Origin of the sequence: Flavobacterium bizetiae, from assembly GCF_024271895.1 — a bacterium.
Classification (GTDB): domain Bacteria; phylum Bacteroidota; class Bacteroidia; order Flavobacteriales; family Flavobacteriaceae; genus Flavobacterium; species Flavobacterium bizetiae.
Window position 1 is genome coordinate 3698989 of sequence record NZ_CP091861.1, and the last position, 25177, is coordinate 3724165.

The 25177-nt window shown below is 36.9% G+C and carries 14 protein-coding genes; 1 reads left to right on the forward strand and 13 read right to left on the reverse strand.

The genetic code is table 11. The annotated features are described in order from the left end of the window. Positions 1 to 259 precede the first annotated feature (259 nt). From L0669_RS15735 to L0669_RS15750, 4 genes are all read right to left on the reverse strand, one after another. Entirely contained in the window at positions 260 to 2647 is a 2388-nt protein-coding gene (locus L0669_RS15735) for an arylsulfatase (RefSeq protein ID WP_263758704.1), read from the reverse strand. A gap of 590 nt (positions 2648 to 3237) precedes the next feature. Continuing rightward, positions 3238 to 3669 (reverse strand): hypothetical protein, encoded by a 432-nt coding sequence (locus tag L0669_RS15740; protein ID WP_263758705.1) that lies wholly within the window; start codon positions 3667 to 3669, stop codon positions 3238 to 3240. 19 nt (positions 3670 to 3688) lie between these two features. After that, positions 3689 to 4387 (reverse strand): response regulator transcription factor, encoded by a 699-nt coding sequence (locus L0669_RS15745; protein ID WP_263758706.1) that lies wholly within the window; start codon positions 4385 to 4387, stop codon positions 3689 to 3691. Next, positions 4384 to 5709: a sensor histidine kinase gene (locus L0669_RS15750; protein WP_263758707.1), complete on the reverse strand. Its 1326-nt coding sequence runs from the start codon at positions 5707 to 5709 to the stop codon at positions 4384 to 4386. Before L0669_RS15750 ends, L0669_RS15745 begins: the two co-directional genes overlap by 4 nt. Before the next feature lie 287 nt (positions 5710 to 5996). Between L0669_RS15750 and L0669_RS15755 the strand changes: the two genes are divergently transcribed. Continuing rightward, entirely contained in the window at positions 5997 to 8393 is a 2397-nt protein-coding gene (locus tag L0669_RS15755; RefSeq protein WP_263758708.1) for an outer membrane beta-barrel family protein, read from the forward strand. Between the two features lie 81 nt (positions 8394 to 8474). On the opposite strand, the gene nagB is transcribed toward L0669_RS15755, so the two are convergent. From nagB to L0669_RS15800, 9 genes are all read right to left on the reverse strand, one after another. Further along, positions 8475 to 10403 (reverse strand): glucosamine-6-phosphate deaminase, encoded by a 1929-nt coding sequence (gene nagB / locus L0669_RS15760; RefSeq protein ID WP_263758710.1) that lies wholly within the window; start codon positions 10401 to 10403, stop codon positions 8475 to 8477. A gap of 160 nt (positions 10404 to 10563) precedes the next feature. Then, positions 10564 to 11355, reverse strand: a complete 792-nt coding sequence (locus L0669_RS15765) for a gluconate 5-dehydrogenase (protein WP_263758711.1) — start codon at positions 11353 to 11355, stop codon at positions 10564 to 10566. Positions 11356 to 11386: 31 nt separating this feature from the next. Then, a complete protein-coding gene (locus L0669_RS15770; protein ID WP_263758713.1) occupies positions 11387 to 12538 on the reverse strand; it encodes a DUF4861 domain-containing protein in 1152 nt (383 codons plus the stop codon). Positions 12539 to 12766: 228 nt separating this feature from the next. Further along, positions 12767 to 16810: a hybrid sensor histidine kinase/response regulator transcription factor gene (locus tag L0669_RS15775; RefSeq protein WP_263758714.1), complete on the reverse strand. Its 4044-nt coding sequence runs from the start codon at positions 16808 to 16810 to the stop codon at positions 12767 to 12769. 98 nt (positions 16811 to 16908) lie between these two features. Beyond that, entirely contained in the window at positions 16909 to 19584 is a 2676-nt protein-coding gene (locus tag L0669_RS15780) for a DUF4962 domain-containing protein (RefSeq protein ID WP_263758715.1), read from the reverse strand. Positions 19585 to 19605: 21 nt separating this feature from the next. Continuing rightward, on the reverse strand, positions 19606 to 20985 hold the full coding sequence (locus L0669_RS15785) for a sulfatase family protein (RefSeq protein WP_263758716.1): 1380 nt from the start codon (positions 20983 to 20985) through the stop codon (positions 19606 to 19608). A gap of 486 nt (positions 20986 to 21471) precedes the next feature. Further along, positions 21472 to 22434 (reverse strand): ROK family protein, encoded by a 963-nt coding sequence (locus L0669_RS15790; RefSeq protein WP_263758717.1) that lies wholly within the window; start codon positions 22432 to 22434, stop codon positions 21472 to 21474. Between the two features lie 318 nt (positions 22435 to 22752). Continuing rightward, positions 22753 to 23088 carry a hypothetical protein gene (locus tag L0669_RS15795; RefSeq protein WP_263758719.1) on the reverse strand — a complete coding sequence of 112 codons (336 nt, stop codon included), beginning with the start codon at positions 23086 to 23088 and terminating at the stop codon, positions 22753 to 22755. 194 nt (positions 23089 to 23282) lie between these two features. Further along, on the reverse strand, positions 23283 to 25169 hold the full coding sequence (locus L0669_RS15800; protein ID WP_263758720.1) for a RagB/SusD family nutrient uptake outer membrane protein: 1887 nt from the start codon (positions 25167 to 25169) through the stop codon (positions 23283 to 23285). Positions 25170 to 25177 lie beyond the last annotated feature (8 nt).

The following is a 25177-nucleotide window of genomic DNA, read 5'->3' on the forward strand; positions in this document are numbered from 1 at the left end:
CTAATTAGTAAATAATTTATAAGCAGAGATAAACAGCATAATTGCTAAGAGTAATTAGGTAAATATCTCTGTGTTCTATTAGAAGTTATTGTATTATTAAAGAATACTATAGACCCGCTTAGACTTTCAAATCAAAAAATTAAAAGCAGGTCTTTATTAGTATTAATGTTATTTTTTATTAGGTAATAGCAGTTTTCAAAAAAATAAAACGGCTATTGAAATTTTAGAACATTTCTTAAAAAAATAGGTTTAAAAAAAATTATTGTTTTAAATCCACCGTAACCTTTTCAATTTTACCCTGAAAAGTAAAAGGGGCATCGTAAGTTCTGTCTACCGGAGTACCAAAATCTTCTCCAACATCAAGAGTTTCATCAGCAGAGAAACGACTCGGAACTGTTTTAGGAATATCTCCGCTTGCTACTTTTTTTCCGTCGACCAATAAGGTTGCTTTTGCCGCTTTACCAACACCTCCGCCGGCATAATCAAAATTTACTACGATGGTATGTTTACCCGCAGTTAAAGCAGTTGGTGATTGTATACGCCATTTATGATTAGGATAATGAGAGAAAGCGTAGGCAAAAGTTGGTTTTCCTTTTTGAAGCATTAAAGCCAATCCCGCAAAATAACCGCCCTGAGTAATAATCATTCCTTCTTGTCCAGCTTTTACCTCTACATCAGCTGTGATACTAAAGGAGGTGTTTTTCATATTAGGCGCCATTCCTTCTGTGATACGTGATGTTCCCTGATAGAAAGTAAATTTTGTTCTTCCTTTGTTTAAATTTGGACGATTTTCAGGATTTACACGGTCAATATAGCGATCATCAAAAGGGAAAACTTTATATTTCTGAGCTTCTTCCATAAAAGCCTTTTGCATTTCTTTTAGCTTTTCAGGATTTTGTGCCGCAATATCATTCGCCTGGCTATAATCTTTAGTAAGATCGTATAATTCCCATTTATAATCTTTTACAGGATCTTCAGAAGGGATTGGATGTCCTTGCCAAGGCAGATTTTTGGGTGTAGTATTCGCCAGCCATCCATCTTTATAAAAACCTCTATTGGCAATTACTTCAAAATATTGAGTTTTGTGCGTTTCTGGAGCATTTGCATTATCAAACGAATACACCAGACTTTTTCCTGCTATAGGTTCTTGCTCAAAACCATCTACTTTTTTAGGCTGAGGTATATTGGCTGCTTCCAGAATCGTTGGCACAATATCTGTAATATGAGCAAACTGACTGCGTATTTGTCCTATTTGTTTGATTCTTGCTGGCCATGAGATTACCATTCCGGTACGGCTTCCGCCTAAATGTGAAGCAATTTTTTTATCCCATTGAAAAGGCGTATTCATAGCATGTGCCCAGCTTTGTGAATAATGTTCTGCCATCCACGGACCTCCAAAATCGTCGAGATGTTTTAGCATAAATTCTTCGGTATCAACTTCGCCATTTACCATGATTCCTATTTCGCTGGTTAAACCCTGACCGGTGGGATCTTCGGCGCTGGCTCCGTTATCTCCCATGATAAAAATGACCATAGTGTTGTCGTATTGCCCTAAATCTTTGATAGATTGCAATATTCTTCCAATCTGGTTGTCGCAATAGGCGAGCATTGCTGCATAAACTTCCATCTCTCTGGCGGCTACTTTTTTCATTCCGGGAGATAAAGCATCCCATTTTTGATATTCCGGCGGAGTAGCGGCCAATAAAGCATCCGAAGGGATAATACCTAATTTCTTTTGATTTTCGTAAGTAGCGATACGTTGTTTGTCAAATCCCTGATCGAATTTTCCTTTAAATTTTGCAATCCATTCTTTTGGTGCCTGATGAGGTGCGTGTGCGGTTCCCGGTGTGTAATAAGCAAAGAAAGGTTTGTTTGGCGAAACATTTTTTTGCGTTTGTATCCAATGAATGGCATGATCGGCTAAATCTCGGTCTAAAATATAGTCAGGATCTACTTTTTCGTCTTTAAAATAAGGATCTACAGGTTTTGTACCTTCAAACAAGGCTGGTCTGAACTGATGTGCATCGGCACCCAAAAATCCATAAAAATATTCGAAACCTAAACCTGTTGGCCATAAATTAAACGGTCCGGCAGGAGTAGATTGCCAATCTGGTACATTGTGATTTTTTCCAAACCATGAAGTACCATAGCCATTATCAGTCAATATTTTACCAATAGTTGCAACGCTGCGCGGCACTAGACTATTATATCCGGGATAAGGCGTAGAGAATTCCATGATAATTCCTGTTGCTGCCGTATGATGGTTTCGTCCTGTAATAAGGGCGGCTCTCGAAGGAGAACAAACTGCTGTAGTATGAAATCGGTTGTATCGTAATCCGTTTTTGGCAAGAGCATCAAAATTAGGTGTTGGTATTGGGCCCCCAAAAGTAGAACTGGCACCAAAACCGACATCATCGATCATAATTAATAATACGTTGGGAGCTCCTTCTGGCGCACTGATTTCTTTAGGCCATTCTATAGGATCAGAATCTTTGATAGTAGGAGCAACTTTTCCCACCTTTTGGTAAGGCTCTATAGGAAGAACAGTTCTATCCGGCCAATTTTGGGCAGATAAATTTTCCTGAACACAGATTAAAGTAATAAAAAGTAAAAACAGTATTCTCAAGGGTAAAAAATTAATTTTCATAATTATTTTTTTTAGTGATTTTGAAAAAAGAACTGAGGATTATAGATGATAAATGCCAACGGCAGCTGAAAATAAAATTTACTCCAGGAATACCTATTTAAGAGGATATATGGGGTTAAAAACTAAAATGTTAAGAAAGTATTAAAATTAGAAAAAAGGGAATGAAAAGGTAAGGTTGAGGAGTGAAAAATGGTTGCAAGTTATAACTTGCAACATCTTTTTTACGATTTTTTCTTACGATTTCAGGTTTTTGCTTTTACCATTAAAATTAAACTAAAACCAAATTTTTGATAATGAAAAACAGGCGTGAGTTAAGCAATAACGGAGCATTACAGAGAAATATAGAAAAGAGTTGAATACTAAAAAAGAATAAAAAAAAATGCTAAACTTGTTACGTTTAGCATTTTGATGCATTAAAAAGGAATAAAATATTTGAAAAATTGTGCTACTTAAAAATTTAAATCATTTTTTTCGCATTTTGCATTGTTTTTTTACTTCGTTATAAATGCGCGAATGATTTTTATTCGTGCATTTTTTGGTTAAAGTAAATTTTGAATTGGCTGAAGATATAAAATCTGAAAATGTTGCAATTAACCTTTCGAAATTGTTTCAGAAATTTTATCTCCTAATGCTTTTAGTTTCTCAAAGGTTTCTTTAGAAACTAATTCTTTATCTATGCTTGCCTTTAGTTTTCCGTCTCTTAAAACAAAAGAATATGCGGTTTGACCGTCACTGTCTTTTTTCCAGATTTTACTGCCGGATTCATGTGATAATAAATCGTTGTCTAAATTATCAGACAATAAATTTTCTACTTTTTTATTTTTATTAGCATCAAAACTTGCCAGTAAAGAATAATAGTTGTCTGAATCAGAAATAGAAACTGATGAAGAAGATTTTGTTGTTCTTGTTTGTGTCGAAGGGGCTTTTGCAACGGCTGTTGTATTTCCCGCTTTAGCTTCTGCTGTTTGTGCCTGAGCCAAAGTTCCTAAAATTAGCATTGTTATAATTAAAATGATTTTCATGTGTATTATTTTTAAATTTTTATTCGTTTTTAGTATTAAATTTAAATCCCAAACCTCTTACGCTGGGAATAGAGATGTCCGGATCTTCGCTAAAATATTTCCTAAGACGACTGATAAAGACATCCATGCTTCGTCCGGAAAAGAAGTCATCATTGCCCCAGATTTCTTTTAAAATATCTTCACGTTTCACCAGCTTGTTTTTATTGGCATATAAAAACCGAATCAGGTGCGCATCCTTTTCGGTTATTTGGTGTGTAATTTTTTCATGAGAAAGCGTATAATTATCGCCATCAAAAACATACGTTCCAATAGAAAGTACGTTAGGTTCCGGCGCATTCGTTACAACAGGTTTTTGACTGCGTCTCAGGATGTTCTGAATTCGTAAAATCAATTCTTCGACTTCAAAAGGTTTTACGACATAATCATCGGCACCAAGACGTAAGCCTTTTATTTTATCTTCCTTAAAGCTTTTTGCTGTTAAAAAGATAAAAGGAGTCTCCGGATGTTTGTCGATAATATTTTCAGCCAGGGTAAAACCATCCATATGGGGCATCATGACATCCAGAATACAAATGTCCGGTTTCGTATCTGAAAAAATCTTCAACGCCTCTTTTCCGTCTTTTGCCCAGGTAACAGTAAAGCCCGAAAATTCAAGATATTGCTTTAATATAGAAGCATAATCAAAATCATCTTCTGCTAATAATATATGGTGTTTCATACCGGAATTGTAATGGTGAATAATGATCCTTTTTGTTCTTCGCTTTTTACGGTAATGGTTCCTTTATAGGTTTTGACCAATTGTTTGATATAGAATAATCCAAGACCAAGCCCTTTGTTGTTGTGAATGTTTCCTTTATCGACCCGATAAAACTTATCAAAAATCGAAGCCTGTTCCCTGATAGGAATACCTTTTCCGTTGTCTTTTACAGAAAGAATAAAATTCCCTGTTGTTATTTTTAAATCTACCTCAATTTTTCGGGCACCATATTTTACGGCATTATCTAATAAGTTGATTAAAATGGTGTTGAGGTGAAAACGATCCATAGCAATAGTAAAAACTTCTTCCTGACTTGTAAATTTGATTGCTACATCAGGTTTAGAAAGTTTAAAATCCTCGATCATATCTTTAATTTCATCACTCGTAACTTCAATATTTTCTTTATTGGCAATAGGCGTTACAGAAGCTTCTCTTACCTGACGAAATAATTTTTGTAATCGTTCATTTTGCCTGTCGATCATAGCCAGCGTATTTTTATAATGTTCCGGGCTCATTTGCTGGTCTTTTCGCTGCAATGTTTTAATAGCAATATCCATCGTAGCAAGCGGCGTTTGAAATTCGTGTGTAATATTGTTGACAAAATCCGTTTTAATATCGGCAATACGTTTTTGAGTAATTAGGTTTTTCAGCGACATATAATACAAGAAAACTACAAAAGCCATTAATAGTACCGAAAAGATCAGCAGTCCGCTCATTTTAGAAATGATAGTACGCTGCAATTCATCAAAACCATAATAACGCTCGCTTTTTATGAGTAGGGTAAGTTGATTATTGCTGTCTTTACTCTCTGAACGCCCCGTAGCAGAGAGGATTTTATTCTTTTTTAAAGTGTCACTGGCCAGGATCAATATTTTTCCTTTAAATAAAGTATCTATTTTTCCATTATTTAACAATGTAATCGAATTCAGGTAGATAGAATAATCAATATCGTAATCATCAGGTTGCCCCATTTTTTTCATGTAAACTTTCGTGGCTTTCGAAAGTGAATCTTTTTTGGCATTCACGTAAGTGGTAAAATTTTGCTTTGTTACCTTTCCTTCGGCATATTCTTTTGCGTATTTTTTTAAGTTTAGCGACCAGGTATCACTTATTTCTTCCCATTCGTCAGTATCTTCCAGACGGGAAATTTGTTTTTTTATAGAAGTGTTTATTTCCTTTTCGTATAGTTTATAAGTATTGTAGATAAAATAGCCCTGAATTGTAGCCAAAGCGATTACTGTAAAGATACAGGCACCAATTAAAAGCATTATTTTTCTTTTCATTTCTTTCAATATTATAATTCGCAATAAGAGAATTAGTTTGTTTTTGTTAAGGCAAAGCTATTGCATTTTAAGCTTTTTTAAATTAAAAATACAAGCGTTAACCCTACGTTAACCAAATTTATAAACTATAATCAGGACAAACCCGCGTCAGGATTAAAAAGCATTCAATAATTTTTTTCAGGTGTTTACATTCTATTTTTTACCTTTTAGTGTTTAACCCTTCGTTAACCCTGTGTTAACCATTTTTAGAAAATGATTTACTGAGTTTTGCATCAAATAAATCATCAATGAAAAAATTAATTATGTTACTGTTGTTGGGTTCTTTTGCGGGATATTCGCAAGAAGTTTCCCTATCTGGAAAGGTACAAGACGGCTCTCATCAAGCCGTACCTTTTGCAGATGCCGTGCTTTTGCAGGCAAAAGATTCTGTGAGTTACAAACAAACACAAACAGATGAGTCAGGAGAATTTCGCTTTCGCGGAATAACAAAAGGCGAATATTTGCTTCAGATGAAAATGATGGGTTTTGAAGAATATTACAAAACGATTAGTATTCAGAAAGATACAGATTTGGGTATACTTTCTTTAAAAGAAATTTCAAACAATCTTGACGGAGTGACCGTTACTTCAAAAAAGCCTATTGTAAAACGATTGACGGACAGGCTTGAGTTTGCTGTAGAAAACTCCTCATTATCATCTAACAATGCCTGGGAAATTTTAAGCAAAACGCCTAGCGTAACGACAAGTGCTACAGGAGCAATTAGTATTCGCGGAAGCCAAAGTATATTGGTAACCATTAATGATAAAAAAGTCTATTTGAGCGGCGACGAACTAAAGCAGTTTTTAGAAAGCACAAGCGGAGAAGAGGTAAAATCGATAGAAGTCATTACCAATCCGCCTGCAAAATATGAAGCGCAGGGAAGTGCTGTTTTAAACATTAAACTAAAAAAGAATCTTTCGTTAGGATATAAAGGTTCTGTCAATTCGGCTTATGTACAATCGATATACCCAAAAGGAGTTGTATCTACGAATCAATTTTATAAAGGAGAAAAACTATCTCTTGCCGGAAGGTATAGTTTTGGATCTGGTGTATATGTGAATGAAGGGACAGATGTTGCGCATTATCTAAAAGACGATGGTGCTATCGACTCGCGTTGGGAAAGTATCATGAGGCGTAAATCAAAATCATTACAACAACATTCGTATCGACTTCAGGCATCTTACGAAATTGATTCGCTTAATACGATTTCTGCCGGAGGTACCGGATTAATGACGCCTAAACAAGTAGGAGATTTTACAGTGCCAACATTTATTTATGACGGTAATGGTGCTTTGGATTCGCTTTATATAACGCAAAATAACCGCAGAACTCCCTTAAAAAATAATGCTTATAATGTGTCTTTTGACCATTTGTTTAGCGAAAAAGAAAAAGTATCTGTAACGGCAGATTATACAAAATACTGGCGTCAGGAACGTCAGGATATTACTTCTGCATTTTCACTGCCTGAAGAAAGTCCGTATCGAATTACTCGTTTTATAAGCGATAATGTACAGGATATTCAGCTTTTTTCTGCGCAGACAGATTATTCGAACGAAAAAAACGGCGTGCTGGAAGCAGGATTAAAATTTGGAAACGTAAAAGCCCAAAGTAATCTTGATTATAAAGACGAAGTTAATGGCGATTTTGTAAACAATCCAAACAGAACGAGTCTTTTTCTGTATGATGAGTCGATAATGGCAGGATATACAAGTTATAGCAAAGAATTTGGAAAGTGGAGCCTAAAAGCCGGTTTACGCGGTGAATATACAAGCCTAAAAGGAAATTCGGTGACAACGGCTGAAATTAATGAACAGCATTATTTTAAGCTTTTTCCAACATTTTACGGTCTTTATAAACCATCAGAAGGGCATGAGATTGGTATTTCGTACGGAAAGCGAATCACGCGCCCACAATACAGCAGGCTAAATCCGTTTCGTTCTTATTACAACTCGTATTCTTATTTTACGGGCGATCCTAAATTGTTGCCTACCATTAGTCATAATCTTAATTTGCTTTATACATTAAAAAATAAGTACAATTTTGATTTGTTTTATCGTCTGGAAAAAGATCCTTCGATGGAAATTTCGTATCAGGATTATGAAACCAATATGCTGGTGTATCATTTTACCAATATTAAAAAAGACTTTGCTTTTGGACTTGAGTTTAATACCAATCTTACTTTGTATGATTTTTGGGAATCCGGAATTCAGACAGGATTGAGTTATGTTGAAGATAGTTTTCAGGGAAGAGACGGGAATTTATATAAAAACGGAAAACCAACTTATAATACCAGTATTAGCAATCGTTTTGTGCTGAGCAAAAAGAAAGAATTAACGGCAGAACTCAACTTTCAGTACAATTCTTCATCTGTGCAAGGTACTTTTGTTTTCAGTGAGACTTCGAATCTTTCGGCTTCTATTCGAAAGAAAATATGGAAAAGCAATGGCGAAGTATATGCAATCCTGTCGGATATTTATCGTGGAGAAAAAGAAAAGGTGGTGACAGATTATGCCAATCAGTACAATTATTTTAAGTCGTATGGCGATACTCAAAGTTTTAGAATAGGGTTTCGTTATAATTTTGGTAACCAAAATTTGGTCAACAAAAAGAAAGAAGGTCAAACTGAAGAGCAGGGGAGATTGTAGATTTTTTAGAAAAGCAAAAAGACTGTTTGAAATTACTTTTCAGACAGTCTTTTTTTTATTCTAAAGAAGAAAATATTCTAACTAAAACTCCCATCTCACAAACGCTTCCATAGCGGCATAGTGCGCCAAACCAAGCTGATTGTACAATTGAGCTGTTTCGCTGTTTCGGTCTTCAGCTCTCTGCCAAAATTCTCTGGCATCAGTTCCCTGGAAAACAACGCCGTCTTTTTGCGATTGATGTTTGAAGATTCCGTGACGTTTCGCCAAAACCTGATCCGGGCTCATTGGTACAGCCATTTCGACTTCGTCAATTCCCCATTCCTGCCATGCGCCTCGGTATAACCATAACCAGCAATCGTCCATAAATGGTTTTGGTTTTAAGGCTTTAACAGCTTCGAAAATAGCATCCAGACAAACTTTATGTGTTCCGTGCGGATCAGCCAAATCTCCTGCAGCGTATATCTGGTGCGGTTTAATTTCCTCAATTAAATCCATTGTAAGCTGAATATCTTCGTTTCCTAAGGGCTTTTTTTCTATAGCTCCGGTTTCATAAAAAGGGAGTTCCATAAAATGGATCTGCTCATCTGGCAAACCTACAAAGTGACTTGTAGAGCGAGCTTCTCCCTTTCTAATTAAACCTTTTATGTATCGCACTTCCGGAATATCAATTTCGCTGTTTTTTTTGTTCTCTAAAAAAGTTTGTGCTTTTTTGTAAATGTTATCGGCTTCTTCGCTTTTGATTCCGAATTTTTCATTGTAATCAATTACGAATCTGGCAAAACGCAGCGCTTCATCATCCGCTACAGCGATATTTCCTGAGGTTTGGTAGGCAACATGAACTTCATGACCTTGTTGCTGTAAACGCATGAAAGTGCCTCCCATACTAATAATGTCATCATCTGGATGCGGACTGAAAATCAACACACGTTTTTTTGCAGGCTCTGCTCTTTCCGGACGATTTGCATCTTCGGCATTTGGTTTTCCGCCCGGCCAGCCTGTAATCGTATTTTGAAGTTTATTGAATATTTTAATATTGATGTCGTATGCCGGACCAGAATCTGCCAATAAATCGCTCATTCCGTTTTCGATATAATCAGCATCAGTAAGCATTAAAATGGGCTTTTTTAAGTCTAATGCCAATCCTAAAACGGCTTTTCGGATTAATTTATCCGTCCAAATAATTTTTTCTACCAGCCAGGGCCTGTTTATTCTGGTAAGTTTTGAAGAAGCTTCTTTATCTAAAATAAAAACAGCGTTGTTATGTTCCTGCAAAAATGAAGCTGGAACTCGGTTGGTGACTTCATCTTCAACCGATTTTTTGATGATATTTGATTTTCCTTCGCCCCAAGCCATTAAAATAACTTGTTTGGCTTCCATTATTTTTTTCACTCCAAGTGTAATGGCAGTTCTTGGCGTATTGCTCAATCCCGAAAAATCACCGCTTGCCGCCACTCTTGTAATATGATCTAAGGCAACTAAACGGGTTTTAGAATTTTGTAATGAACCTGATTCATTAAAACCGATGTGTCCGTTTCCTCCAATTCCGAGAATCTGAAGATCAATTCCGCCCAACGCTTCGATTTTGGCTTCGTAATTGTGGCAATAATCGGCAATTTCTTCTTTAGATAAAGTTCCGTCTGGAATATGATAATTTTCGGGTAAAATATCGACCTGATCCAAAAGCAGTTCTTTCATAAAACGAACATAACTGTTAATAGAATCCGGTTCCATTGGGTAATATTCGTCTAAGTTGAAAGTGATTACATTTTTAAAACTTAGATTTTCTTCTTTATGTAAACGAACTAATTCTGCGTATAATCCTTTTGGCGAAGAACCTGTTGCCAGTCCTAATATGCAGGGTTTGTTTTCTTTTTGTTTGGATTTGATAAGGGATGCGATTTCTTTTGCAACGGCTTTAGAAGCTTCAGTAGAATTTTCGAAAACAACTGTATTGATGTTTTCAAATCGTTTCTCAAATCCTGTTGCTTTATCTAGGGTACTTTTTATCATTTTAATTTCATTTTTTATCCTTAATACTTTGTGTTTTATTTTTCACGCAGATTTGCTTCGCCTGTTCGCTATCGCTCGGGTGGCAGATTGAGCAGATTTTTTCAAATCGTTTTAATCCTTTATCCCGATAGCTATCGGGAGTGGATTTAATATTAAAGTATTATTCGTTAGATGGTTTTCCTATAGTAGCTAAAATACCGCCATCAACATACACAATATGTCCGTTTACAAAGTCGCTTGCTTTTGAACTTAAGAATATTGCGGCACCTTGCAAATCATCTGGATCTCCCCAACGTCCTGCAGGAGTTCGGCCCATAATAAACTCGTTAAAAGGATGTCCGTTTACGCGAATAGGAGCGGTCTGACTTGTTGCGAAATATCCCGGACCAATTCCGTTTGTCTGAATATTAAATTTAGCCCATTCCGTAGCCATGTTTTTGGTCAGCATTTTTAGTCCGCCTTTTGCCGATGCGTAGGCACTAACAGAATCTCTTCCTAATTCGCTCATCATCGAACACATGTTTATGATTTTTCCGCCTCCGCGTTCTATCATTCCTTTAGCCACATTTTTAGAAACGATAAAAGGACCCGTTAAATTTACTTTTATTACCGCTTCAAAATCTGCGACTTCCATTTCGATAATAGGGGTTCTTTTGATGATTCCGGCATTGTTTATTAAAATATCGATTGGGCCAACTTCGGTTTCTATTTTGTTAATAGCGGCAATTACGGCAGCTTCATCGGTTACATCAAATAGATAGGCGTGTGCTTCGATTCCCTCGGCTTTGTATTCGGAAATGGCATTATCTACAGCTTCCTGCGATGAATGATCGTTTACCACAATTTTTGCACCTGCATGCCCAAGTCCTTTGGCCATTGCCATTCCCAGACCATGAACTCCTCCTGTAATAAGCGCTGTTTTTCCCGTTAAATCAAATAAGTTAATTGACATTTTTTAAGTTTTTGGTTATTAGTAATCTTAATTATTTTTGTGTTTTTGATAGTTCGTTTACACTTATTATCAAAGGATTTTGAAGTTCCTGATTAAAGTGATCTAAGTAATCCTGCCATTGTTTTGAATTAGTAATTTGGCCTGCTTTGTCCCATGCTGCACCCGAATAGTATACAATTGGTTCATTATTTCTAACCGAGGTTTTGGCCAATAACTGCTCTTTGTCGACCCACATTTTATTGGCTGGAGTACTTAATATAGAGCCTACAGCCGTAATTCCGTCTTTTTCAGAAGCTGGTTCCCAGTAACTCATAATTCCCTGCTGTTCGTTTAAACCTATTATATCTTGTTTTTCGCGTCTGATAATTCCAACCACAACCGGCATAGGATTGTTATCGTCGAATGTGTAGATGTTTTCGATTCGGCTTAATTGAGAACCTGCATCAAGTGAAATGATTTTTACGGCTTTAACTTTTATACCGCCGGCATTCCAGGTATCATAACTTAATTGAAAAGTAGATCGAAGCGGACCATTGTCTAAAATTTTCCAATGATGATAATTTCCGGAGTAACGAATGGTATCTTTTACAAACGGAGCCATGTTTCCTGCGCCTAACGTAAACCCAACATGATAATAATCTAAACCATCGCCATGATCGATATGATAATCGTCTCGTTTATAGCGGTCGTTTAAAACTAATTTACTGGTGCGTTTTACCCAGACATCGTACCCGTAAGCGTCTCCTTCGGTTTTTTCAAGCGCTTTTCCGTACGTTCTAAAGGCTATTTTATCGTTTTCCCAGGCAAAATCGTCTTTGCGTTCCGGCACATAACGGCAATACGTTTTGGCTGTAAAAAGTTCCGGTTTTCCTTTTTGAATGAAAAGATGCAGCGAAGATTTTGCTTTAATATCGATTTGCACCAATAGATTCTGAATAGCAGTTTGTCCGTGGTGTTCCAGCTGAAAAGGAATTTGTTTTTTTGTAATGCTGTTGATCACGACAAAATTAGCCGTATCAATTTGCGGAAAGGAGGAAAGCACCGTTTTCCATTTTATGGCCACTACCGATTCTTTTCGGTTTACGATTGAATTGTTTTGAATGGTAATAGTTGCTTTTGTTTGTGCCAAAGCGGCTAAAGGCAAAATAAAAGCGAGTAAAAAGTGAAGTTTCATTAATTTCATGACGTGCAATAATTATTGTTTTTTAATGTAATTTTTCTTGAAATCCGTTCAAAAAAGACATAGTTGTGGCTTCCCGGTGCCAAATGTGTTTTGCATTTGTACGAGTTAAGACTTTTCAGAATAAGAAATCAGGATCGTTTTTAGTCCTTTAAAGACTTGGTTTTAAAAGATGTTCATGGAAAGACGATGTAGTTTTTTCATTGTATGTAGTTTGTGTTGTTTTACGTTTTATTCTTCTTTTGGTTCATCAGTCCTCGCTAAATATTCGCTTGGCATACAGCCATAATGCTGTTTGAATGCAGTCGAGAAATAAGATGGCGAATTGAAGCCACACATGTACGTGATCTGCGCAATTGTATAGCGTTTGCTCTGCATGAGTTCGACTGCTTTTTTAAAGCGTATTCTTTTAATGAAATCCATTGCTGATTCGCCTGTTATAGCCTTTAACTTCAAGTAAAGGTTAGAGCGGCTCATTCCGATTTCTTTGCTGAACTGATCTACCGAAAATTCAGAATCGGCGAGGTGATCTTCGACAATTTGAATGGCTTGTTTTAGAAATTCTTCATCGAGGGTATTAAAGGCAATATTCTCCGGAACCATTTCTTTGCCTACCGAATAATATTCTTTTAATCGTTTACGGGAACGAAGCAGATTTGTAATTTTTGCCGCCAATAACGGAGTCGAAAATGGTTTGGTGATATAATCGTCTGCACCCATTTCGAGGCCTTTTATCTGCTGGCTGGTTTCATTTCGCGCGGTTAAAAGCATTAATGGAATATGTGACGTATTGATGTTCTGTTTCACCTTTTTGCAGAAATGCAAACCGTCGAGTTCCGGCATCATAACATCGCTTATAATAAGATCAAAAGGCTGTATTTCTAAAAGATCCAAGGCCATTTGACCATTGTAAGCGGTTGTAACTTCGTATATTTTGCTAAAATAATCCTGAAGATAATCTAAAATCTCTTTATTATCGTCTACAATAAGCAGTTTAACAGGCTGATCTCTTTCGATAATTTCATTTTCTTCTTCTAATGCAGCATCTTCATCAAGCTCATTATCTGATATAATAGACAATTCGTACAAGGAACTTTCTATTTGCTGATCGTTTTTATAAGCCTGATCTGAGGTTGGAATCGTTACGGTAAAAGTGCTTCCTTTTTCCTGTGCGCTTTCGGCAGTAATCTCGCCATGATGCAATTCGACCAAACGCTTTGTAAAGGCCAAACCAACACCGGAGCCCAAATTCATCTCGCGATTGTTTACCTGATAAAAACGATCAAAAACTTTTGATAGATCATCTTCGCTAATTCCGACACCCGTGTCAGCGACCTTTATTTGTACAGTATCATTTTTCTTTATTAACTCAACATGAATGCTTTGCCCCGTTTTGGTATACTTAAAAGCGTTGGATAAAAGATTAAACAGGATTTTTTCCATCGCGTCTTTATCAAAATAAAACAACAGCTGCGGTTCTTCGGAATGATAAGAATATTGAATGCCGTTTTTCTCTGAAAGCGGTTTAAACGATTCAAAAATTTCTTTTGTAAAGCCTACAATGTCGCCTTTGCCAACTTTAAGCTGACGGGTTCCCATTTCGGTTTTTCTAAACTCAAATAATTGATCGACTAAGTTGTAAAGTCTTTTTGCGTTGATAAACATTAATTCATGTTTCTTTTTCGAAATTTTATCTGCAAAAGGCATTTTTAATAATTCTTCTAAAGGAGCTAAAATCAAGGTTAAAGGTGTTCTTAATTCATGCGATACATTAGTAAAGAAATCCATTTTAATCTGGTTGATATAGCTTACTCTTTCTTTGTCTATACGCTCTAGTTTTAATTGCTGAACGGCATTTATTCTTTCTTTTATAATTTTAAAACCAATATATCCGGCTGTACCAATAATCGTTAAAAGCAATAAAGAAAACCAGACGGTTTTGTACCAAGGCGGTAAAATCACAATCTTTAAATTTCTAACGGCGCTGGTTTCGCCATTTGGGCCAATTGCCTTGATCTGGAAATTGTATTTTCCGGCAGGTAGATTACTGTAACTTACTTTGAGTTCATCTGTTCTCTGCCAGTCTTTGTCAATTCCTTCTAACTTATAATAATAGTAAGTCCTATTCGACGAAATGTAGTTGAAAGTATTAAAAAAGATACTGAACTGCTTGTATTCCGGGCCAATTTCCAGTTCGTTTACCTGATCGATATGTTCTTCAAGAATGCCTGTTTCATCCTCAACGGCAACGTTTTTGTTTAAAACTTCTAAAGCCGTAAAACTTAATTTTAAAGGGAGCGGCTGTTGTTTTATCATCGACGGATAGAAATAAGAGATTCCTTTTATTCCTCCAAAAAGCAGCATTCCGTCTTTTGCTTTATAAAAAGCATAATCGTTAAATTGTTTGTTCTGCAAGCCGTCACTTTCGTCAAAAGTTTGAACAGAGCTTTTATCGGGATTAAATTTGATTAGTCCGCTGTTGGTTGAAATCCAAAGATTTCCATCATCATCCGGAACAATTCCGTAAATGGTTTCTTTAACAAAGTCTTTTCCGGCTTTAAAACCAATGAAGGATTCCTGGGTTTCATCATACAATCGTAAACCTTCTCTTGTGCCAAGCCAAATACGATGTTTTGCGTCTTCGGTAATACAATTTACGATATCGTCGCTTAATTTTCCGTGTCCGATGTTTCCAAATAACTGCGTATCCGGATAAAAAAGTGTTACACCATTTGTAGTTCCAATCCAGATTCGGTTTTTACTGTCTTCAAACAAAAACGTAATATCGTCTGAAGTCAGTCGTTTTCCAGCCTTATCTAAATGAATGTGTGTAAAGGTTTTAGTTTCCGGATGAAACTGATCTAACCCTGATCTTGTACCCACCCAAATTCTTCCTTTAGAATCTTTTAATAAACTGTAAACCAAATCTCCGGCAATTGTGTTCGGATTATTTTCGTCGTGGCGAAAGCGCTGTACAGAACCGCTGTTTGGGTTCAATAAATTCAATCCGCCGTTGTGTGTTCCAATTAAGACATTGCCGCTGTCATCAAATGCAATCGCCTTGATATTGTTAGAACTTAAGCTGTTTGGATTATTCTCGCTGTTGGAATAATAGGTAATCGTATTGGCATTTTTGTTCCAGTAATTCAGTCCTTTATCGTTGCTTCCAATCCAGAAATTTCCTTTTGCATCTTGTTTGATAACACCAATTACTTCATCGTTTAAAGAAGGTTTTCCTGAGTTTTGACTCAACAAATTAAACTTAATATCGTTTTTATGATAGTAGTTTAAACCGCCGTAATACGTTCCAAGCCAAATTCCGTTTTGTTTGTCTTTAAAAAAACAGCGAACCGAATTTTGACTAATCGTATAAGGCTGTGATATTTGATGGTAATAATTGGTAAACGAATTGTTTTTTGGATTAAAAATAGTCAATCCTCTAAAAGTTCCCATCCAGATATTTTCCTCCGTATCTTTTCCTATGCATCTAATATTATTATCGGCAATGCTGTTGGTTCCAGTGCTGTGAAGCAGGGAAGAAGTCTGTCCGTTTTGCGCATTGTATTGTATTACGCCTTCGCCTTCGGTAGCCACCCATAATTTTTTGCCCTCAACATAAACATCATTGATATACGGTTTTTTGGCTCCTAAATTTATTTTTATCAGTTGATGTGTGTTTTGATTGAGTTTAAAAAGACCAACATCGGTTCCTAAAATAATTTGCTGCTGCCAAAGCCCGATGTAAGCTATTTTTTTAATTTCATGTGAAGAGGCATTAAACTTTACAGCGGTAAACTTTTCCTCTTTCGGATTCAGTACAAAAACATCGCCTGCAATAGAACTTGCCCAGATTCTGTGCTGTTTGTCTTCGGTTATAGACGAGATGTACCACTCGCCAATATTTCGCGGCAACGGATAATTGGTGAAACTATCGGTGTTGTAATTGTAAACGCTGATGCCTTGATTACCACCCACCCATAATTGCCCTTTATGATCTGTAAATAAACTGCGTATGTAGTACGACTGCAAGCTATTCTTTATGTTCTTTATTGGGCGGTATACTTTAAAACCTTTGCTGTCATAACGATTTAATCCATCCTGAGTTCCTATCCAGATAAAGCCCAGTGTATCCTGCTGAATGGCAAAAACCGAACTTTGCGACAAGCCTTTATCGACCGAAATATTTCGAAAATATCGATCCTGAACTTGTGCATGACTTTTGGCTGCGAAAAGAAGAATGCAGAAAAAGGAAAGGATAGCAATCTTTTTGTTCATGAAAGTGGTATTATAATTATTTTTTGTCGTTGTTTATTTTCTTGTGATGAAAGGAAATTAACCTCTAAATTAAAGAAAAAGCAAGCATCTTCTATTTTTTAATTTTTGTCGTATTTGGCAGCATCCGGCAATTCGTCTATGGCTTCTTGCTGGTTCACCTTATTGTTTTCTATTTCTAACAATACAGAACTTCCTGTAATTTTAGGCAAATAGGCTTTTCCTTCAAATTGAACAGGCAGATTGCCATAGCTGAATAATGATTTTAGGGTTTTACCCGAAACTTGTAAAGCTGCCGTTTTTTCTCCGTCTAACTGGACCTGAATATTCCATTCTCCAACTTGTAAATTAGCTAAACCATTCTTGTTTGAAATAGTTTTGATGACTTCTGTTTTGCCGTCTTTAATTTGAATAATGGTTAAAAACCTGAATTTTTGTTTCGGTTCAGAAGTGATTCCGGCGTGCCATTGATCTTTGAATTCTTTAATCTGGCCTTCGTCATTCGTCACTTTGTTCCAGTTTACCGCAGCTTCGTAAAATTGATTGTGAACTGCCATTTTTAAAGGAGTATTGGCAAAAATGCTCGCATTTACATTTCCTAAATCGGTTTGTACGGTAAAGTTTTGTTGTTTGGCTTTCGCCGAATTTTCTCCTTTGATGGTGTAGTACGGACAATGAAACTGGGTGGTCCATTTTACCGGAGTTTTGGCTTCTAATTCATCATACAAAACAATATAACCGCCTTCTAGCTGTAACATATGTCTGCGGTACAGTGTTACACCAGATTCTCCGTAACCATTTGCTTTGCTTGGCACGACATTAATTTGTTTGAATCTGTTTAACCAAAAATCACTTTTTATTTCTCCGTAAGCATTACTGGCGTCGCCCAATGCATATTGAATGTGTTTTCCCGAAATGGCTCTCGGAATCCATCCGTAACCTTCTTCACCAATTTTCTGATTTGAACTATCGGCTAAAATCGTGTTGTAAGCTTTTGATGATCTGTAGAATAAAAGGTTGTGTTTGTCGCTGAAATTGCTGTAATAACCTGTTCCGCCAAAGATTACTTTGCCTTTATAATTAACAGTAAAAGCATTCTGAGACGCATGTCCATGTCCAGAAGAACCAAACGGACTACTGAATAAATAACTGCTCAGGGTTTTATCGGCTTTAGCCAAATCTTCGTGCATGGCAACTACACCAACATCACCAAATTTGCGGGTTTTAGGCAGGTTTTCAGGCGAAGTTACCGGCAGATTTCTATTGGGTTTATAATTTAATAATCTAAAGAATAGGAAATCATCTGTGCCATGATAATAAGATGGATAGTCTCTTTTTATTTCGTTTACGTACCAGTTTAAATACGGATTGTTCATTTTGTAGGTCAAAGCATCGGCAAACCAGGCTTCGCCTTTTACGATGTACGGAATATTCTCCCACATATCGCCAATTGCGGTGCTTGCCGCTCCGTTTGGATGTGTGTACAGCATATAATACGGCAGGTTTTCCATCCACGGTAATTTAAAATAATCGACTCCGCTAAAATCACCAAACATTTGCGATAAGTAAATGATGGATTTAAAATTAACTCTGAAATAGCCATTTCCTTCATGCCAGCCACCATCAGTAGTGCCTAGAACCGGAAAACGTGCCGACCAGACTTCGTACATGTAGGTCAGCCATTCTTTGGCTTCGGGAACGTCATTGATTACGGCAACGGTTGCAATTGCAAGATTTCGCAAAGTAATCTGCCAAACGTGGTTATCGCTTACATGCAGTTCAAAACGGTTAGGCAAATGATTGTAAATCCTTTTTGCCCTAATGGTAATTATGTTTTTAAATATTTCTTTTTCCTGTGGCGTCAGGAATTGATATCCTGCATCATAAAACCAGCCTAAGGCTTCGAGTACGGCTCCGCTTGTAAAATCATCTCCTGTTGCTAGTCCGTCTGGATTCATGGTTGCAAGGTTTAAGGCTCTGCGTTTGGCATCCTGAATAAAACGTTCGTCTTTAGTAAGCTGATAGGCAATGCATAAATTGCGAACCGGATTACCTACGGCATCACCAAAACCGTGATACATTCTTTCTATAATGATCTTTTTTTCTAATTTGTTTTTGCCAGTAGTATCAATTACTCTTTGTGGTTTTTCAGTTGGAAGCGGGGCCAGCATTAGTTTTTCCGCGAAAGCGATAAACTTTTTCGCTTCGGGATTATTGAGATTGTTTTTGTAGAAATTTTCGCCAATACGATTCATATCCCATAAAAGCGGATGCGATCCTTCGTTGCGTTTTAAAACTTCGCTTACTGGCGGTGACACTTTTTCGTTTGCATATTTAGCATCGACTACAAAATCATAAACTGGAGACCAGGTCCATTGAGTACTGCCTTTTAATGCGTAACCGTATTTCCAGTACCATTTTCCGGGTTTTAAGGCTTCATGAAGAGGATAAACTGCCCAGCGTTGTTCTGCACTCGCGATTAAATCTTTGCTGAAATTGGTATCGCCTGCGAGCATTACTTTATAGCGGACATTGCCAATATTGGGATCTTCGGGTACTTCGCTGCCACTTTCCATTGGTTTAACCATGTCTTTGCCATTTGTTGCAGGCCAAAGCAGGGCAGGAGCATTGGTAGGAACCGTAACTCCGTTTACAGGATAAGGCCATTCTCGGACTCTTGAATGCAGTTTTTCTGCGGTCAGTTTTATTATGGCCGATTGCTGGCTGAAAACCGAAACAGCGGTGAATGATAAAAATAAGGCAATTATATTTTTCATAAAATTTACTTTAAAACTAAATTATATTCCTGATACGAAAGGATCTCCGTTCTTTTTACACCATTGTTTTAAATAAAGACGCAGGGCATTTAATTGTTTTTTATAGGATGGGTTTACCGCCAGATTGGTGATTTCTCCGGGATCTTTTATGAGATCAAAAAGTTGTTCTTTTAAATCTCCTTTGTTATATACGATATATTTATAATCTTTTGTAATTACGGCACGTCCGCTAATGTCTAAAAGTTCTTCGTTATCAGCAAAATCAGTTTCGATTACCAGCGTATCGCGAAGAGTTTGATTTGGATTTTCTATTTTTTTACTGATGTCGATTCCTTTTAAATAAGCGGGTTTTGGTACTCCTGTAAATCCGCAGATTGTAGGGATAATATCGATGCCGTTGCAAACCAGCATATCATCGGTTCGGGGTTTCCATTCGCCAATTTTTGAAATGATAAAAGGTATTTTGGCCGACTCTTCGTATAATATTTGCTTTTGGTTCCAACTGTGTCCTGCATAACCATCGCCGTGATCTGCGGTAAAAATAATAATGGTGTTTTTTTCGATATTGTATTTTTTTAAAGATGCCAAAACCATTTCGATATAACTGTCTACTTTTTCAACCAGGCGATTATACGCCCAGCGGTATTGACGCCATTGATCTGGTGTCCAGTTAACAGTGGGATAGGTTCTAAAACTTACTTTTTGCTGTTCGCGTACAATTTTGGGTTCGTAATCTGGAATTTTCCAATTAGCGGGCAGAGGCGGACATTGATCTGCCGGAGGTGCTTTTTCCAGAATATCCATTTTTAAATCCTCACCGCGTGCCCATTCGCAAATGTCATGCGGATTTAAAAAGGAAGCGACTAATAAAAAAGGTGTGTTTTTATTTTCTTTGATAAAACGAGCGCAAAATGAAGGGGTTGCAGCATCGTTATAATCCTGGAAGCTGGTGTTTTCGATGTATTCAAAACCATGCTGGCTTTTTTTAGAAGTAGGAACGGGTAAGTGCCATTTGCCTACATAACCGGTTTTGTAACCTCCGTTTTGGAGAATTTTTCCCATCATTAAAATATCATCCGGCCATTGACCGTCTTTTTCGGGTGCGTTTCCTATAAAACCGGTTTCATAAGGCATTTTGCCGCTCATAATAGAAGCACGTGATGGCGTGCACAAAGGCTGTGCGCAATAGGCTTTGGTAAACCGAACTCCGTTTTGGGCCAATTTATCCATTGCGGGTGTATGCAGATTTTTGTTTCCTGCGATACTCATGGCATCAGCCGTCTGCTGATCGGTCATGATGATGAGAATATTAGGTCGGTCAGCAGTTTGGGCATTCCCTAAAAAAGGAATGTGCAATACCACGAAAAGCCATATAAAAAATATGTTTTTTTGAAACATCATCTTTAAGATTATAATTTGTTTTGTGAACGCTCTGAATTACAAAACGAATTTAATGATCAATGTTATAAGAAGGTTTTGAATTTGTGTAAAATGATATTAAATTTATCTAAAAGCCTTTAATTTGGTTGGGTTTGTGGGAATTCCCGATGGATTTAACCGCAAAGGGCGCTAAGCTTTACGCAAAGTTCGCTAAGTTTTTTGTTTGTAAAGCTGCGAAGTTTTTTGCTCGCAGATTTGCTTCGCCTGTTCGCTATCGCTCGGGTAGCAGATTTGGCAGATTTTTTAATCAATTTAATCCTTTAATCTGTGGCTAATAAAACTTTCCGAACTTTGCGTAATTTTTTGCTCCCGATAGCTATCGGGATTGCGGTTAAATTCGCCACGAATTCACGAATCTAATGCAAAAAAAATCTGCTAAATCTGCGAGATACAAAAAAACTTTGCGCTTTTGCGACTTTGCGAGATTAATTTTTAAGCAAAGTTATATTACAATGCGTATTCTGTCTTTTTGAATTTTTGGAAGGCATTCGCGCAAGCACCTAATAAACCGGCTTTATTCCCTAAGCTTGCAGCTACTATTTTTGTGTTGGAGAATGAAACCGGAATTGCGGTCTTTTTTACCCGGTGTGTTAATTCATCTATGTAGAATTGACCTGCTTCGCTGATGCCGCCGCCAATAATTACTTTTTGCGGACTAAATATGTTTACGCAGTTTACGATTCCGGCCGCTAAATAATCAAAGTGATGCAGCATTGCATTTACCGCGTGGTTTTCGCCTTCAAGATATTTTTCGATGATGGTTTTTCCGTCGATATGTTCGTTGGCTGCTTTATTTTGAGTTTTGTAGTATTCGATTAAAGCTGTAACTGAAGCATAACTTTCTAAACAGCCTCGTCCGCCGCAAGCACATTGAATTCCGTTTTGCTGAATCACGGTATGACCCAATTCGGTGCCGCGATTTTTGTAACCGCCAAAAAGTTTTTTATTGATCATGATGGCCCCGCCAATTCCGGTTCCGATAGTTAGAAAAATAGCGTCCTCACTGTCTTTGGCCGCACCGTAGATTACTTCGGCAAGTCCCATTAAGTTGGCATCGTTATCAATTACGATATTGTGTCCGGTTCGATCGTTTAGAATTTTTCCTAAAGGTAATTGTTCAAAACCGGGAAGATTAACACCGCCGCCAACGATTACATCATTTTCGATGAGTCCCGGAAAACCAATCCCGATACCCACAATAGGTTCATTTAATTGATCTGTGCATTGTGTAATAGCCTTAACTATTAAATTTATGATTTCTTCTTCTGTTTTTGCCTCTTTGAGAGATACTAAAAAAGAAAACAGGATTTCTCCAAGTTCATTAACAACACCGCATTTGAGTGAAGTTCCACCAATATCGATTCCAATTGCGTATGATTTTGATATTTGTGTGTCGTTTAAGGTATTCATAATGCTGATTTTATTATTGTTTTACTCATTTAGCCCAATTTTTAAACACATAGAAACATAGTTTTACTAAACTTATAAAAGACGTTTCACTTATTTAAACAAACATAGCTATGTGTGAGAAACTAGTTTCTTTTTTATATTCTTTTTATAGAAATAAAATCTATGTCTCTATGTGTTAAAAATAGCAATTCATTAATTGAGTTAAAGACTTTTTATGTTCTGTTAGAAACAATTAATGCAGAACGGCAAGTTCTGCATTAATGTCCAAAAATCGATTAATTTTCTAAAAAATTGTAGCTTATTTTAATCTGATTGCTATTATGATTTAGGTTTATTTAAAGATTTGGCAAAATCTCTCCATATTTGAAACTGTTCGGGAGTAAGGATTGCTTTTTCTTTTGTTGTGATTTCCTTTTTCCAGGCTTCAATTTTTTCTTGCCTCTGATCATAAAACAAGGCGGGATCGTCTTTAATTGCTTTTTGGGCTTTGCCATTTTCGGCAATTAAATCGTGCATTTTTTGTCGGTTTACTGTGCTCAGTTTCATAACCGTAAAAATGGAATCTCTTAGTGTTTTCATGTCTTTCGGTTTGTTTTGGGCAAATGATGCTAAAGTCATTAATATCAAGCTGCAAACTAATAGTATCTTTTTCATAATTTACTTTAAATTTATAAAATGAATATTTTTATTAAACACATAGGAACATAGGTTTCATTTCTAAAAAAGGATACAAAAAAGAAACTCGTTTCTTTCACATAGCTTGTCTATGTTTGTTGCAAATGAGTGAAGCGCCTTTTTTTAACCAAAATAAACTATGATGCTATGTGTTGAAAATTATATTATGCTATTTAATACTTCGGATTCTGACGTGTAATACTCTTGTTTACATCGGTTTCATTTTGCGGATAAGGATATAATTCGTGTTTTCCTGCCACAAAATTGGTAATAGAAGGATAGAAATAAGTAGAACGAATTGCTTTTACAGCAGTACTTGTTTCTGCTAATTTGTCTCCTAAAATTCCCCATCGTATCAAATCGGCTCTGCGCATTCCTTCGCCCGAAAGCTCCCAGGCTCTTTCTTGTTGTATAGCTTTAAGAAAATTCTCTTTACTTAAACCGGTAGGAAGATTGATTACGGCAGCAGTTGGTTTTGCTAATAATTGCGCCGTAGCGGTTGCTCCAGTACCTTTTCCGTCTGTACTTGTTATAGTCACGGTTGGAGCAGAAGTATAACCATCTCCGGAACGTAACATTCCTATTGTTCCAATTCCGCCGCTTGCAAGAGTTATTACCGCTGCCGCTGCGTCTGTACCGCCACCGCCTGTAATTTGTATCACGACATTTGCTGCATTTGTATATCCTGTACCTTTATTCCCTAAAGTAATTCCAATTCTGCTTCCTTGAATGTCAGCTCCAAAAGCTCTTTTTCTCACCTGATTAATAGCATCATAAGCAATAGCATTTGGACCTTCGTTGAGTTCGTTTTCTACTTCGGCACGCATTAAAAGCAAATCAGAATAACGCATGATTACCCAGTTGATGTGTGTGTAAACACGTTCTGCCGTGGCATTGGTTTGGTATTCACGGCTCCATTTTCCAACCGTCCATCTTTCGTCCTGATTGGTGGTTAAAAGCGGCAATTTATTACCCAGATTATTGATAGAGTAGGTCGCAATCGAAAAATCCCTACGCTGATCGGCAGCATTAAAACTAGTATAAAATGGTTTTGGCACTAAACATCTTGAAATGTTCGAAGGGTAAACTCCGTTTGCTGTAGCGGGACCATTAAAATTTCCAACCCAGGAGGCATTGCCTAAAGTTCCTGCCGGATTGTAAAACGCCACCTGAAAAATGTTTTCTGTAGGTTCTAATACGTGCTGACATTGGTTTTTAAATACTTTAGAATAAGAAGGATTTAATTTATAAGGGTTTTGGGCCATTACATCGTTAATCTCTTTTTGCGCCAATTGGTAATATTCTTTGTAGTTAGAAGGGCGTTTTGTCGTTCCGTCTGCACCTAAAGAATAACCTCCGGCAAACATGGCTACTCTTGCCAGCATTGCTTTTGCTGCCCATTTATTGATGCGTTCATCTTTTGGAGTTTCTTCAGGCAATACCAGAGCAGCTTCCTGCATGTCTTTTATAATTTGTTTGTAAATTTCATAACGATCTACCAAACCTACTTTTAAATTATCTCCTGATTGTGAACTTTTGGTTTTAAAAGGAACATCTCCCCATAGTCGAACCAATTCAGAATAGTAAAAACCACGAAGAAATTTAGCCTCGCCAAGCATTCTGTTCAATTGATCTTTTTGTGTCTGTGTTCCATTAGTAAATAAATCCATATTAGGGATTCTTTCGATCACAACATTGGCTCTGTCAACACCTTCGTATAATTTACTCCATGCGGTATAAAAAGTTGTAGTTTGAGAAATTCCCTGATAATGGGCAATCGTTCTCCAGTCATCGGCACCAATTCCGCTCATTTGTTCAATATCGGTATCGGCATCAAAAATTAAAGAAATATTCCAGCCATAACTATCCAGCGATGACATTGATTCGTAAACGCCTAAAGTTGCCATATAAGCTTCATCTGCATTCGAGAAAAAGTTAGCCGTTGTAAAATAGGAGTATGGCGTTACTTCCAGATCTTTATCACAAGAATTTAAAGGTAATAGAAGACAAGTAAGGCTCGCTGCTATAATGGCTCTGCGGGAAAATATATATTTTTTCATCTTATTAA